Below are 13,286 nucleotides of genomic sequence, written 5' to 3'. Positions count from 1 at the left end.
TTAGTTAAAATACTTAAATATTTTAACTAATTTTAAAAATAAAATTGACTTTTATTATTAACAGGAATTGAATCAATGTCTATAATAGGAATAGGAATAGATATTCTAGAAATAGAACGTATAAAAAAAAATATTTTACAGTTTGGAGATAACTTAGCTAAAAAAATTTTATCACCACTAGAATGGAAAGAATATATTATATCAAAAAATAAAATTAATTTTATTGCTAAAAGATTTGCTGCTAAAGAAGCTGCTTCCAAGGCTTTGGGAACAGGTATAAATTGTGGAATAAAATTTAATCATCTAGAATTGTATAATAATTCTCTAGGAAAACCAAATTTTCGATTTTTAAGTTATGCTTTTCAAAAACTTGGCGAAATAAACTGTAAATCTATACATGTAAGTATCACTGATGAAAAATTATATATATATGCTTTGGTAATTTTAGAAAATTAATGAAATTATTTTCTTTTATTTTTAAAAAAATCAATTAATATTTGAGAGCACTGAAATTCCATAATATTTCTTTGCACTTTTAGTTTATATTTTTTTTGTAATTCTAAAAAAATACTTCTAAAATCGGATTTTTTGTTTTCTTTATAACTAGTAGCTCCAAATACTAATCTTTCAATTCTACTATTTATAATAGCTCCTAAACACATTATACAAGGCTGTAATGTTACGTATAGCGTTGTGTTTGTTAATCTATAATTTTTAATATTTTTTCCAGCTTGACGTAAAGCCAAAATTTCAGCGTGAGCAGTTGGATCATGTTTACTAATAGAATTATTCCAACCTATACCCACAATTTTATCTTCTAATACTAATATAGCGCCTATAGGTATTTCGTTTTGTTCTTGCGCGTAATATGCATATTTTAAAGCAATTTTCATCCAATATTCATCTTTTTTATCTTTCATAAAATTTTAATATATAATTTTCGTTTTTTTAAGTATTCTTAATTTTTCTTTTTTCCATGCATTTTGCCTATCATCTTCTCTTTTATCTATTTTATTTTTTCCCTTAGCTATCCCAAAATTTAATTTACACCAAGATTTCTTCCATAATAAAGAAAGTGCAATTAAAGTATATCCAACTTTATTTTTTTTTGTAGATAAATAGTTTATTTCATCTTTATGTAAAAGTAACTTTCTTTTTCGTACAGAATCATAAAATAAATGATTTGAAGCTGTTGATAATGGTTGAATAATAGAGTTATACAGATACATTTCATTTAAATGATTATTAATATAACTTTCTGAAATATTTATTTTTCCTAATCTAATAGATTTGATTTCCCATCCTTGTAACACTAAACCTGACTGAAAAGTTTCTTCGATAAAATAATTATAATATGATTTTTTATTAGTACAAATAGTAGATAATTTTAAATTTTTCTTTTTTTTATTTAACATAGTTAGGTATAATCCAAAAAAATAATTTTGAATATTTTTAAATGAATAAAGATTGATTATTTTTTTAAAAAATGTTAATACTTTTTATAAAAATAACATAAAAAATTTAAATTTTATGAATATCATTCAAGTAACAATAATTTATGCTTTATCAGAAATACAATATATTCAAAAAGTTTACATACAATCTAATTCAACCGTAAAAGATGCTATTTTAGCGTCAAATTTAATTCATATAGTAAAAAATATAAAATTTTATAAAAATAATGTAGGTATTTATAATAAATTAGTACATTTAAATAAAAAAATAAAAAATGGAGATCGAATTGAAATTTATAGAAATTTAATAATAGACCCAAAAGAAAGAAGAAGAAATAAATATTATTCTTTAAAAAAATATCAAAAATTTAAAAATAAAATTAACTAACTAATTTAATAGTCAATTTTTAATTTTTTTGAGATACAATCACCATTGCTGGTCTCAATAAACGAGAATTATGCATCATATACCCAGATTGCATTATTTCCAGTATTTGATTAGATTTGATTTCGTTGGTATATCGTATAGAGATAGCTTCATGAACATTAGGATTGAACTCAACTTTTATATCATTAATTGTAGATATTGAAAATTCAGAAAATATAGTTTTAAATAAAGAAAGAGCATTTTCCATATTCTTTAAAATTTCAAGATATTGATCATCTTTTCTATTTTTCATTAAACTGCAAGCACGTTCAATATTATCTATAATTGGAAGTAACTCGATAATTAACTTTTCTAGAGAAAATTTTTGACATTTTTCAATTTCGTTATTTAATCGACTTTTTACTTTAAATATTTCTTTATTTTGTTCTAAAATAATTTGTTTTATTTGTTCCTCGCGTTTTTCAATTTTGTTTTTTAAATATTTAATTAAATTACTATTTTCATTAATTGTTGAATTATTTTTGATTTCTTCTTGATTTTTGTCATGATTTGTTGTGTTATTTGTCATAAAAATAGCCTTTTCTGTATATTATAAATATATTGAATACTTATTCTTTAAAAAAATTATCTAAAAATTTTTAAAAAAATAACGAATTAAAAAAATTTTAATTTGATTTTTATTTTATTTTTTTTTACTGAGAGGAGAAATATAAGAGATGGACATATCCCAGGGTTGTTCGATCCATATATTTTGATCAACATCAATAATATAGTCATCTACTAATAATCTACCCATTGGTTTTGCAAAAATAGTTACAAAATATGCTTTTGGATAAAATTTTCGAATAATATTTGCAGTTCCACCTGTATCAACAAGATCATCGACTACAATTAATTTTTCACTATTATTTTTTGTCTTCTTTATAATTTTTCTGTTTTTTTGTAAACAATTATAATTATAACTTGCAATGCATATTGTATCAACGTATCGAATACCTAATTCTCTTGCTAACAAAGAAGCAGGAACTAATCCACCTCTGCTAACAGCAATAATTCCGCTCCAGGTATTTATATTCAGCAATCGACTAGCTAGTTTTCTAGTATAAATTTGAAGCATATCCCAAGTGACAATATATTTCTCACTCATGAAAACTCCAAAACTATAAAATAGTATTTATTAGAAAAGTAGAAATAATTTGTAGTTATTTAGAATATTAAACTACTGAAATAAAACTTATTTATTAAATTTTCATTTCTTTTTCAATAATTAATATTAATATATGAATAATTTTTATATGCATTTCTTGTATTCGATCTGAATAACCATAATATGGCACACAAATTTCTATATCAGATAGATTTTTAGTTTTTCCACCATCATTTCCCGTTAAAACAATTATTTTCATATTTTTTTTTCGAGCCGATTTCATTGCATTAATAATATTCTTAGAATTTCCTGAGGTAGAAATAGCAAGTAATATATCTTCTGGATTACCTATACTTTCTATGTATCTTGAAAATATATATTCATACCCAAAATCATTACTTACTGCAGAAATATGACCAGAATCAGAAATAGGTATGGAGGGATAACCCAATCTTTTTTCTCTATAAAGACCTGTAAGTTCTTCTGAAAAATGAACAGCATCACAATGTGACCCTCCATTTCCACAAGAAATTACTTTTTTTTTATTTTTAAACGCTTCTGAAATTAAAATTGCAGATTTTTCAATATTTTTTATTTGATCTTTATTTTCTATAAAGTTTTTTAATACATCAAATGCAATTTTTAATTCTGATAAAATAGTTTTTTTATACATTATTATACTTAAATTAAAAAATTAATTTTTTTAAAATATATTTCGGTGCGGACGGGACTCGAACCCGCGACCCCCGGCGTGACAGGCCAGTATTCTAACCAGCTGAACTACCGCACCTTGTTTATAACTCTCTTATATTGTACATATTTTAAAAAAATCAGTCAATCATCTTTTAATAGTTATACAAAAAATTTTATTTTTTTGTTTTTTGTATATATTTTATATATTTTTCATGAAGTTTTAGTTCTTCTTCACTTGCTTTTAATATTTTTAAAGATTTTTTTTTATTTATTTTTAGATTTTCATAAGATTCAAAATTTTTTGTATTTCCCATATTATTAGAAAATATCATCGATTCTTGACCACCAGTCATTAAAAGATATAATTTCCCTAATAAAAATGCATCTAATAAAGCACCATGTAAAACTCTATGAGAGTTTTTTATTTTATATCGGTTGCACAGCGCATCTAATGTATTTTTTTTTCCAGGAAATAATTTTCTTGCAATTTTTAAAGTATCAATAATACAACAAAATTTGGATATATCGATTGTTTTGTTTTTTAATAAAGTAAACTCTTGATTTATAAAACCTATATCAAATGATGCATTATGAATGACTAATTGAGAATTTTGAATAAACTTAAAAAAATTTTTAGCTATTGTTTTAAATAATGGTTTATCTAATAAAAAATTATTAGTAATCCCATGAATTTTTAATGCGTTTGAATCTATTGATCTATTAGGTTGAAGATATACATGAAAATTATTTCCTGTGAAGCGACGATTAACAATTTCAACAGCTCCAATTTCAATGATTCTATGATTAATAAAGGGTTTTCCAAAATTGTTCATGCCTGTAGTTTCAGTATCAAGTACAATTGTTCTTATTTGATTATTTATCATTCGTAATTTAACTTTTATTTTAGGAAAATTATAATATAATGTTAAAATTAGTAAAAATATTTACAGATGGTTCATGTTTAAAAAACCCAGGATCAGGTGGGTATGCAACAATATTGCGTTATAATTTAAAAGAAAAAATACTAACTGCTGGATTTTTTTTAACTACAAATAATCGAATGGAGCTAATGGGTGTAATTTCCGGATTAGAATTGCTCAAAAAATCTTGCATTGTTGAAATTTTTACAGATAGTCAATATGTTAAAAAAGGAATAACAAAATGGATTCATCAATGGAAAATACAAAAATGGAAGACAGCTAATAAAAAATCAGTAAAAAATATAGATTTATGGTTGCGTATTCACAGTTTATCAAATAAGCATTTGATTAAATGGTTTTGGATAAAAGCACATATTGGTCATTTAGAAAATGAAAAATGTGATAAACTTGCCAGACAATCTGCAAATAATCCATCAATTCAAGATAAATTTTATGAAAAAATTTTTTATAATAAATCTATAGAGAAATTATGAAATATGATGTTAATCAACATATGTGCACTAAAAGACAATTATATTTGGATATTATATACAAGAAATAATTCTTGCATCATTGTTGATCCAGGAATATCAGAAATTGTAATAAATAAGATTATTCAAAAGAAACTATGCCCAAAAGCAATCTTATTAACACATGAACATCAAGATCATACAGATGGTGTTAAAATAATCTTAGAAAAATATCCTGAAATTGTTGTTTTCGGGCCTGAAGAAATAAAAAATTGCCATGTTCATCAAATTGTTAAAGCAGGTGATACAATACGTTTATTAAATAATAATATTGATATTTTTTCTACACCAGGACATACATTAGGTCACATTTCCTATTATTTAAAACCATATTTATTTTGTGGAGATACTATTTTTTCATCCGGATGTGGTCGAGTTTTTCAGAATAATTATTTATATATGTATAATTCTATTCAATTAATCAAATCATTTCCAAATCAAACTATTTTATGTTGTGCTCATGAGTATACTTTAGCTAATTTGATTTTTGCTATGCATATTTTACCAAAAGATAGAAATCTTATAAAATATTACAAAAAAATAAAAAAAAAGATATTTTTAAAAAAAAATATCTTTCCATGTTATCTTTATAATGAAAAAAAAGTTAACATATTTATGAGAACAGATGAATTTTATTTAAAAAAATGGATTAATTTCAAAAAAAATAAAAATTCTTTTGAAATTTTTTGTTATTTAAGAAAATATAAAGATTTTTTTGGAGCTAAGCGGGATTGAACCGCTGACCTCCTGCGTGCAAGGCAGGCGCTCTCCCAGCTGAGCTATAGCCCCATATTTTATATATGGTCTATAAATAGCTTGTTTTAAAATGGTAGGCCTGAGTGGAGTTGAACCACCGACCTCACCCTTATCAGGGGTGCGCTCTTACCATCTGAGCTACAAGCCTTTCTAAGAAAAAGTTTTATTAGATAATTTGTGTGGGCACTTCAAAATAAGCATATAATTTTAAGGAGGTGATCCAACCGCAGGTTCCCCTACGGTTACCTTGTTACGACTTCACCCCAGTCATGAATCACAAAGTGGTAGACGCCTTCCCCAGTAAAGGGGTTAGGAAACCTGCTTCTTTTGCAACCCACTCCCATGGTGTGACGGGCGGTGTGTACAAGGCCCGGGAACGTATTCACCGTGGCATTCTGATCCACGATTACTAGCGATTCCGACTTCGTGGAGTCGAGTTGCAGACTCCAGTCCGGACTACGATTTACTTTATGAGGTTTGCTTGTCTTTACAGATTTGCTTCTCTTTGTATAAACCATTGTAGCACGTGTGTAGCCCTGGTCGTAAGGGCCATGATGACTTGACGTCGTCCCCACCTTCCTCCGGTTTATAACCGGCAGTCTCCTCTGAGTTCCCGGCCGAACCGCTGGCAACAGGGGATAAGGGTTGCGCTCGTTGCGGGACTTAACCCAACATTTCACAACACGAGCTGACGACAGCCATGCAGCACCTGTCTCACAGTTCCCGAAGGCACTTTCTTATTTCTAAGAAATTCTGTGGATGTCAAGACCAGGTAAGGTTTTTCGCGTTGCATCGAATTAAACCACATGCTCCACCGCTTGTGCGGGCCCCCGTCAATTCATTTGAGTTTTAGCCTTGCGGCCGTACTCCCCAGGCGGTCGACTTAACGCGTTAGCTTCGGAAGTCACTTCTCTTGGAAACAACCTCCAAGTCGACATCGTTTACGGCGTGGACTACCAGGGTATCTAATCCTGTTTGCTCCCCACGCTTTCGCACCTCAGTGTCAGTATTCGTTTAGGAGGCCGCTTTCGCCACGGGTATTCCTCCAGATATCTACGCATTTCACCGCTACACCTAGAATTCTACCTCCCTCTACGATACTCTAGCATTTCAGTTTCAAATGCATTTCCTAGGTTGAGCCCAGGGCTTTCACATCTGACTTAAAAAACCACCTACGTGCTCTTTACGCCCAGTAATTCTGATTAACGCTAGCACCCTCCGTATTACCGCGGCTGCTGGCACGGAGTTAGCCGGTGCTTCTTATTCGGGTAACGTCAAGAAGTAAAATTATTAATTTTACCTTTTTCCTCCCCGCTGAAAGTACTTTACAACCCTAAGGCCTTCTTCATACACGCGGCATAGCTGCATCAGGCTTTCGCCCATTGTGCAATATTCCCCACTGCTGCCTCCCGTAGGAGTCTGGACCGTGTCTCAGTTCCAGTGTGGCTGGTTATCCTCTCAGACCAGCTAGAGATCGAAGCCTTGGTAAGCTTTTACCTTACCAACAAGCTAATCTCGTCTGGGCTCATCCAAAAGCATGAGGCCTAAAAGGTCCCCCACTTTGGTTTCTCAACTTTATGCGGTATTAGCTACCATTTCTAGTAGTTATCCCCCTCTTTTGGGTAGATTCCCAGATATTACTCACCCGTTTGCCGCTCGCCGACAAGAAAGCAAGCTTTCTTTCGATGCCGCTCGACTTGCATGTGTTAGGCTTGCCGCCAGCGTTCAATCTGAGCCATGATCAAACTCTTCAATTTTTAAAGCACCTCTTAAATAAATTTAAGAGATTAAACTAAATATTTATTTGTGCTTAATTTTTTGTGCCCACACAGATTATCTAATATTTTTTTAAAGAGCGTTATTACTTGTTGAAGATTTAGTTAAGAGATTACATTTTTTTTGGAATCTTGTCAACCTTTTAGTTAAATTAATTATCACTTTTTTAAAATAACATTTATTAAATTTATCTAAAATTATGTATCAATAGTTTTTTATGACAGAACAAAAATTTATTTCAAATAAAACTTTATTGTTTTGATTTATTAAATGCTAAAATAAAATAGTTAAAATTAAAAATAAGTAAAAATTATTAATTGAATAATTTTTAAAAAGAAAAAATTATTTATATTTCAGATGTTAAACAATAAGGTTATCAATGAACATAAAATATATAATAAAAAAAGACATTGAACAAGCTTTAATTAATATTGGATTACAAAACGATTATCAACCGTTAATTATATCTAGTAAAAAAAAAGAATTTGGAAATTATCAAGTAAATAACCTAATAAAAATTGCTAATTTAAATAATATTCGACCATTTAATTTATCTGAAAAAATAATTTCTTTTATTAAAAACAAAACTATTTATAAAAAAATAACATTTTCTTATCCAGGTTTTATTAATATTTTTATTAATCAAAACTGGTTATCAAAAGAATTAGAAAAATTATTTATTTCACCTCGCTTGAATATAAGGTATTCTTCCCCTAAAAAAACAATAGTAGTAGATTATTCTTCTCCAAATATTGCTAAAGAAATGCATATAGGACATTTAAGATCTACAATTTTGGGAGATGTTACAGTAAGAACTTTGGAATTTTTAGGACATAATGTGATTCGAGCTAATCATATTGGAGATTGGGGTACTCAATTTGGAATGTTGATAGCATATTTAAAATACAAAAAACTAGAAAAAAAACTAGAAAAAAATCTTATATCTTTAAAAGATATCGAAACTTTTTATTGTAAATCAAAAAAAAAATGTGATTTAGATAAAAATTTTGAAAATGAATCAAGAAAATATGTAGTTCAACTGCAAAATGGAGATGAAAATTGCTATTCTATTTGGAAAAAACTAGTTTCTATTACAATGAACTATAATTATAACATATATAAAAAACTTAGCGTTACATTAAAAAAACAAGATACTATGGGAGAAAGCTTATACAATAAAATGCTTCCAGATATCATAAAAGATCTCAAAACAAAACAATTAGCTATAGAAAAAAATGGAGCTACTATTATTTTTTTGAATGAGTTTAAAAATCGACTAGGACAACCTATGGGGGTAGTGATCCAAAAAAAAGATAAAGCTTTTTTATATGCTACAACTGATATTGCTTGCTTTAAATATCGATACGAAACATTACATGCTGATCGCATCATATATTATACTGATTCTCGTCAACATCAACACTTACTACAAGCGTGGATAATTTCGAGAAAAGCAAATTATATACCTAAAAGTTTATTATTAGAACATCACAAATTCGGCATGATGCTATCTAAAAATAAAAAGCCTTTTAAAACTCGTGATGGTAATACTATTAAACTCAATGAACTTCTTGACGAAGCAATTAATAGAGCTAAAAATTTAATTAAACAAAAAAAACCTAAATTATCCAAAAAAAAACTTATTAAGTTAGCAAATATAATAGGCATAAGCGCAGTAAAATATTCTGATCTATCTAAAAATAGAAATACTAATTATATATTTGATTGGGATACTATGTTAAGTTTTGATGGAAATACATCTCCTTATATACAATATGCCTATACAAGAATTATATCTATAATTAAAAAATCTACTATACGAATAGATAAAATATCGGAAAAAATTAACTTAATTGAAGATAGTGAAATTAGACTAGCTATGAAAATACTTGAATTTGAAGAAATTATTTTAATTATAGAAAAAAAAGGCACACCACATATTATGTGCAACTATCTTTATCAATTAGCCATATGTTTTACAAATTTTTATGAAAATTGCTCAATTTTATTTTCTAAAAAAATTAGTATTTGCAAAAGTAGATTGAAATTATGCTTTTTAACAGCAAAAACATTAAAAAAAGGACTTAACATATTAGGTATAAAAGTATTAAAAAAAATGTAAAAATAAATTATTTTCTGTTCAAATATTATTAAGGTGGGGCAATAATGTAGTACTATTAAAACGTACCACTTAAAACCACACCAATCTGCATGTTATAAAATTATAAACTTCCAATAATATTAGTTACTTTTATAGTATATGTATCAGTTATTTCTAACTGAGATAAAACAGTTAATTCTTGGCAATGAATACGTAAAAATTTAGATAAAAATAATCGTAAAACATGAGGTACCAATAAAACAACAGGAGCATTAATTGATTTTTGTTTTTCGATGGATTTTTGAGTTTTCAGTAATAATACTTCAGATAAACCTGGTTCTATATTAATTTTATCTCCTTTAAAACTATCCAATAATAATTTTTCTAAATTAGCTTCCAATACCATGACTTCAAGAACATTTTTTTTATAAAATAATTTTTGTAAAATAAGTTTTCTTAAAGAAATTCGAACAATACTAGTTAGTTCATTTGCATCTTTTTGATGCACCGCATGTTCTGATAATGTTTCTAAAATTGTTTGCATATCCCGTATTGGTACGTTTTCTAGTAATAAATTTTTTAAAATTTTATGAAAAGTTGTTAAATCAATTATATTAGGTATTAAATCTTCAGTCAATTTTGGTATTTCTGAATTGACCCGATCTAATAACTGCTGTGTTTCATAACGACCAAATAACTCGTTAATATGTTGAGAAATTAAAAAATTTAAATGTGTTGCAATCACAGAACTTGCATCAACTACGGAATATCCTTTTCTTTCTGCTTCTATTTTAAATGATTGATCTATCCAATAACCAGATAAACCAAAAGCAGGTTCGATAACTTTTTTAAAGGGTAATTCTTCTATTTCTTGACCAGTAGCAATTGCCATAAATTTTCCATATAAACATTGCCCACTACCTACTTCAAAACCTTTAATCAAAATACGATAAAAATTATTTTCAACTAAATTGATATTATGTTTAATATGAACTAAAGGAGGTAAAAATCCAATGTCTTTTGCAAATTTTTTACGAACAACTCGAATTTTTTCTAATAAATCACCGTTTTTTTGAGCATCTAACATGGGAAGTAAATTCAATCCTATTTCTATCCTTATAGGATCTTCTAATTCAACATCATTCCAAGAGGCTTCTACATTTGAATTTAAAATCGGTTTATATTTATTTTCTGCAATAGACATATCATCATTTTTAAAATTATATTTTTTTTGATTTAACCACCAAGCAAGAACAAACAATAAAATTGTAAATACTAAAAATATTATATTTGGCATTCCAGGGACTAAACCAAGTATACCTAAAACAATTGCACTTAATAAAATTACTTGAGAATTACAAAATAATTGACTAATCATCTGCTCGCCAACATTTTGATTGGTACTCACTCTTGTAACAATTACACCTGCAGCTGTAGAAATCACTAATGCGGGTATTTGAGCAACTAATCCGTCTCCTATTGTTAATAAAGTATACACTTCTGCTGCTTTATTTAACAACATATTATGCTGAAATACACCAATAATTAATCCACCACATATATTAAGAACCATAATCAAAATACCAGCAATTGCATCTCCTCGAACAAATTTACTCGCTCCATCCATAGAACCATAAAAATCAGCTTCTTGCGTGATTTGCAAACGACGTTTCTTAGCTTCTGCTTCTCCAATTAAACTTGCGTTTAAATCAGCATCAATTGCCATTTGTTTACCTGGCATCGCATCTAATATAAACCTTGCGCCAACTTCTGCTATCCTTCCTGCTCCTTTTGTAATTACCATAAAATTAATAATAACTAAAATAATAAAAACAACTATACCAATAGCAAAATTTCCACCCACTAAAAAATGACCAAATGATTCTATAACTCTACCGGCTGAATAAGTACCTGTATGACCATTTAAAAAAATCACACGAGTAGATGCAACGTTTAACGCCAATCTTAATAATGTTGAAAAAAGTAAAACAGTTGGAAAAGCGGCAAAATCCAAAGTCTTTCTTGTAAACATAGAAACAAGTAAAATTATTATTGATAAAGCAATATTAAAAGTAAAAAACACATCTAAAATAAAAGGTGCTAATGGCAAAACCATCATTGATAAAATAATTAAAATAAGTATTGGTCCTGCTAATACTTTCCATTGAATATTTTTGAAATTTTTTATAATTCGGAAAATATAAAAAAAATTACCCATTGCTTTTACTGTCTCCTGTAAATTTCATTTCTGATGGAACAAATATATTTTTCGGTTTTTTTGGAAAAGTTCCACCTTCTTTCTTCCATTTTCTTACTTTCCAAACCCATGCTAAAATTTCAGCAACAGCTTTATAGAGAGGACCTGGAATATACTGTCCTATTTCTGAATAACGATATAATGAACGAGCTAATGAAGGAGCAGAAATTATTGGAATATTATGTTTCTTTGCAATATTTTGTATTTGAATAGCCATATCACCTATACCCTTAGCCATTACTTTAGGTGCATTCATTTCTTTTTCATCATACCTAAGCGCAACTGAATAATGTATTGGATTAGTTATAACAACATCAGAGTTAGGTATATTTAAAATCATTCTTCTTCGAAAATTTTCTTTCATTTGACGACGAATTCTCATTTTTAAATGCGGATGACCTTCATGTTCCTTAAATTCATCTTTTATTTGTTGATGAGTCATTTTTAAATGTTTATAATGTTGAAATTGTTGCCAAAAAATATCAAATATTACAATTGGAATTAAACTTAATACACCTAGAATACAGCAGAAAAAAATAATATGAAATACATAGGAAAAAGTTGAAAACAAATCTTTGATATTAAAAAACAATATTTCAAAAAAATGTTTCCATAAATAAAATGAAACCACACCTCCAATCACAATCAACTTTAACATGTGTTTAAAATACTCAAAAAATATTTTTAAAGAAAAAATTCTTTTTAATCCATTTATTAAACTTAATTTTTTAAAATCAAATTTTAATGATTTAAAATTAAGTTGAACACCACTAAAAAAAATGGCAGGTATTATAATTATAAAAAATAAAGATCCTAAAAACGGAGTAAAAATAAAAAAAATTCTTTTTAAGTGAACAAAAATGTTTAATAAAATATTTTGATTTTTAAAAATAATACTATTATTAAAATAAAAACTATTAGATATAATTTTTTTAAACTCAAAAACGATCAAGTCCCCAAACCACCATAAGTTGAGCAATCCAACTATTAAAATTAACAAAGAATTTAATTCTCGAGAATATCTGCTTTTTCCCGTTTTACGAGATTTCTTGATATGACGATCAGTTGGTTGCTCAGTTTTCTCTTCATGCGTATCATGATTCATTTTAAATATTTTTAACCATTTTAATTGTATTTAATACAAAATTAAAAAAACAAACATAAGCATTTTTTTAATAATATTGAACAAATTCTAAAAAATTAAACATATTAAAAAAATATCTTATAAAATATTCTATTATATAATAGAATTAATATTGAAAAA

General features: G+C 27.3%; 13 protein-coding genes, 3 tRNA genes and 1 rRNA gene. 5 read left to right on the top strand and 12 right to left on the bottom strand.

Going from position 1 to position 13,286, the window contains the following annotated elements:
- Nucleotides 1–75 precede the first annotated feature (75 nt).
- Complete coding sequence (gene acpS / locus RJT32_RS01300; RefSeq protein ID WP_343154481.1) at nucleotides 76–456, top strand: holo-ACP synthase; 381 nt, start codon at nucleotides 76–78, stop codon at nucleotides 454–456.
- 5 nt (nucleotides 457–461) lie between these two features.
- Here acpS and tadA read toward each other — a convergent pair whose 3' ends face one another.
- A complete protein-coding gene (gene tadA / locus RJT32_RS01295) occupies nucleotides 462–920 on the bottom strand; it encodes a tRNA adenosine(34) deaminase TadA (protein WP_343154479.1) in 459 nt (152 codons plus the stop codon).
- A gap of 6 nt (nucleotides 921–926) precedes the next feature.
- Nucleotides 927–1,415: an SsrA-binding protein SmpB gene (smpB, locus tag RJT32_RS01290; RefSeq protein WP_343154478.1), complete on the bottom strand. Its 489-nt coding sequence runs from the start codon at nucleotides 1,413–1,415 to the stop codon at nucleotides 927–929.
- Nucleotides 1,416–1,530: 115 nt separating this feature from the next.
- Between smpB and RJT32_RS01285 the strand changes: the two genes are divergently transcribed.
- Nucleotides 1,531–1,842: an RnfH family protein gene (locus RJT32_RS01285; protein WP_343154477.1), complete on the top strand. Its 312-nt coding sequence runs from the start codon at nucleotides 1,531–1,533 to the stop codon at nucleotides 1,840–1,842.
- Nucleotides 1,843–1,861: 19 nt separating this feature from the next.
- On the opposite strand, the gene RJT32_RS01280 is transcribed toward RJT32_RS01285, so the two are convergent.
- From RJT32_RS01280 to dnaQ, 5 genes are all read right to left on the bottom strand, one after another.
- On the bottom strand, nucleotides 1,862–2,410 hold the full coding sequence (locus RJT32_RS01280) for a nucleotide exchange factor GrpE (RefSeq protein WP_343154476.1): 549 nt from the start codon (nucleotides 2,408–2,410) through the stop codon (nucleotides 1,862–1,864).
- A 114-nt stretch (nucleotides 2,411–2,524) separates the two neighbouring features.
- Nucleotides 2,525–2,989, bottom strand: a complete 465-nt coding sequence (gene gpt, locus RJT32_RS01275) for a xanthine phosphoribosyltransferase (protein WP_343154475.1) — start codon at nucleotides 2,987–2,989, stop codon at nucleotides 2,525–2,527.
- 94 nt (nucleotides 2,990–3,083) lie between these two features.
- Nucleotides 3,084–3,662, bottom strand: a complete 579-nt coding sequence (gene lpcA, locus RJT32_RS01270) for a D-sedoheptulose 7-phosphate isomerase (protein WP_343154474.1) — start codon at nucleotides 3,660–3,662, stop codon at nucleotides 3,084–3,086.
- A gap of 43 nt (nucleotides 3,663–3,705) precedes the next feature.
- A tRNA-Asp gene (locus tag RJT32_RS01265) sits at nucleotides 3,706–3,779 on the bottom strand.
- 76 nt (nucleotides 3,780–3,855) lie between these two features.
- Nucleotides 3,856–4,566, bottom strand: coding sequence for a DNA polymerase III subunit epsilon (gene dnaQ / locus RJT32_RS01260; protein ID WP_343154473.1), 711 nt, complete (start codon nucleotides 4,564–4,566; stop codon nucleotides 3,856–3,858).
- A 38-nt stretch (nucleotides 4,567–4,604) separates the two neighbouring features.
- On the opposite strand from dnaQ, the gene rnhA reads away from it, so the two are divergent.
- Both rnhA and gloB read left to right on the top strand, forming a co-directional pair.
- Nucleotides 4,605–5,096 carry a ribonuclease HI gene (gene rnhA / locus RJT32_RS01255; protein WP_343154472.1) on the top strand — a complete coding sequence of 164 codons (492 nt, stop codon included), beginning with the start codon at nucleotides 4,605–4,607 and terminating at the stop codon, nucleotides 5,094–5,096.
- Nucleotides 5,097–5,099: 3 nt separating this feature from the next.
- Nucleotides 5,100–5,867, top strand: a complete 768-nt coding sequence (gloB, locus tag RJT32_RS01250) for a hydroxyacylglutathione hydrolase (protein WP_343154471.1) — start codon at nucleotides 5,100–5,102, stop codon at nucleotides 5,865–5,867.
- Here the strand turns inward: gloB and RJT32_RS01245 are convergent.
- From RJT32_RS01245 to RJT32_RS01235, 3 genes are all read right to left on the bottom strand, one after another.
- Nucleotides 5,849–5,921 (bottom strand) — tRNA-Ala (locus tag RJT32_RS01245). The genes gloB and RJT32_RS01245 overlap by 19 nt on opposite strands.
- A gap of 38 nt (nucleotides 5,922–5,959) precedes the next feature.
- Nucleotides 5,960–6,036: transfer RNA gene (locus tag RJT32_RS01240), tRNA-Ile, on the bottom strand.
- A 60-nt stretch (nucleotides 6,037–6,096) separates the two neighbouring features.
- Nucleotides 6,097–7,645 (bottom strand): 16S ribosomal RNA (locus RJT32_RS01235).
- A gap of 398 nt (nucleotides 7,646–8,043) precedes the next feature.
- On the opposite strand from RJT32_RS01235, the gene argS reads away from it, so the two are divergent.
- On the top strand, nucleotides 8,044–9,786 hold the full coding sequence (gene argS / locus RJT32_RS01230) for an arginine--tRNA ligase (protein WP_343154470.1): 1,743 nt from the start codon (nucleotides 8,044–8,046) through the stop codon (nucleotides 9,784–9,786).
- A gap of 100 nt (nucleotides 9,787–9,886) precedes the next feature.
- Here the strand turns inward: argS and flhA are convergent, their stop codons facing one another.
- Nucleotides 9,887–11,983 (bottom strand): flagellar biosynthesis protein FlhA, encoded by a 2,097-nt coding sequence (gene flhA, locus RJT32_RS01225; protein ID WP_343154469.1) that lies wholly within the window; start codon nucleotides 11,981–11,983, stop codon nucleotides 9,887–9,889.
- The gene (flhB, locus tag RJT32_RS01220; protein WP_343154468.1) at nucleotides 11,976–13,127 is read right to left on the bottom strand and encodes a flagellar biosynthesis protein FlhB; all 1,152 of its coding nucleotides are present in this window, start codon (nucleotides 13,125–13,127) and stop codon (nucleotides 11,976–11,978) included. Before flhB ends, flhA begins: the two co-directional genes overlap by 8 nt.
- Nucleotides 13,128–13,286: the final 159 nt, after the last annotated feature.

The organism is Buchnera aphidicola (Aphis aurantii), from assembly GCF_039388985.1.
GTDB lineage: Bacteria > Pseudomonadota > Gammaproteobacteria > Enterobacterales > Enterobacteriaceae > Buchnera > Buchnera aphidicola_BL.
The sequence above is the reverse complement of the archived record's forward strand: the minus strand, read 5'-3'. Positions and strand labels throughout refer to the sequence as shown.

What these genes read in the sequence shown, in the direction of transcription:
- rnhA (WP_343154472.1), top strand. Translation starts at nt 4,605, where the DNA reads ATGTTAAAATTAGTAAAAATATTTACAGATGGTTCATGTTTAAAAAAC.
- lpcA (WP_343154474.1), bottom strand. Translation starts at nt 3,662, where the DNA reads ATGTATAAAAAAACTATTTTATCAGAATTAAAAATTGCATTTGATGTA.
- argS (WP_343154470.1), top strand. Translation starts at nt 8,044, where the DNA reads ATGAACATAAAATATATAATAAAAAAAGACATTGAACAAGCTTTAATT.
- gpt (WP_343154475.1), bottom strand. Translation starts at nt 2,989, where the DNA reads ATGAGTGAGAAATATATTGTCACTTGGGATATGCTTCAAATTTATACT.
- RJT32_RS01285 (WP_343154477.1), top strand. Translation starts at nt 1,531, where the DNA reads ATGAATATCATTCAAGTAACAATAATTTATGCTTTATCAGAAATACAA.
- gloB (WP_343154471.1), top strand. Translation starts at nt 5,100, where the DNA reads ATGATGTTAATCAACATATGTGCACTAAAAGACAATTATATTTGGATA.
- tadA (WP_343154479.1), bottom strand. Translation starts at nt 920, where the DNA reads ATGAAAGATAAAAAAGATGAATATTGGATGAAAATTGCTTTAAAATAT.
- flhA (WP_343154469.1), bottom strand. Translation starts at nt 11,983, where the DNA reads ATGGGTAATTTTTTTTATATTTTCCGAATTATAAAAAATTTCAAAAAT.
- flhB (WP_343154468.1), bottom strand. Translation starts at nt 13,127, where the DNA reads ATGAATCATGATACGCATGAAGAGAAAACTGAGCAACCAACTGATCGT.
- smpB (WP_343154478.1), bottom strand. Translation starts at nt 1,415, where the DNA reads ATGTTAAATAAAAAAAAGAAAAATTTAAAATTATCTACTATTTGTACT.
- RJT32_RS01280 (WP_343154476.1), bottom strand. Translation starts at nt 2,410, where the DNA reads ATGACAAATAACACAACAAATCATGACAAAAATCAAGAAGAAATCAAA.
- acpS (WP_343154481.1), top strand. Translation starts at nt 76, where the DNA reads ATGTCTATAATAGGAATAGGAATAGATATTCTAGAAATAGAACGTATA.
- dnaQ (WP_343154473.1), bottom strand. Translation starts at nt 4,566, where the DNA reads ATGATAAATAATCAAATAAGAACAATTGTACTTGATACTGAAACTACA.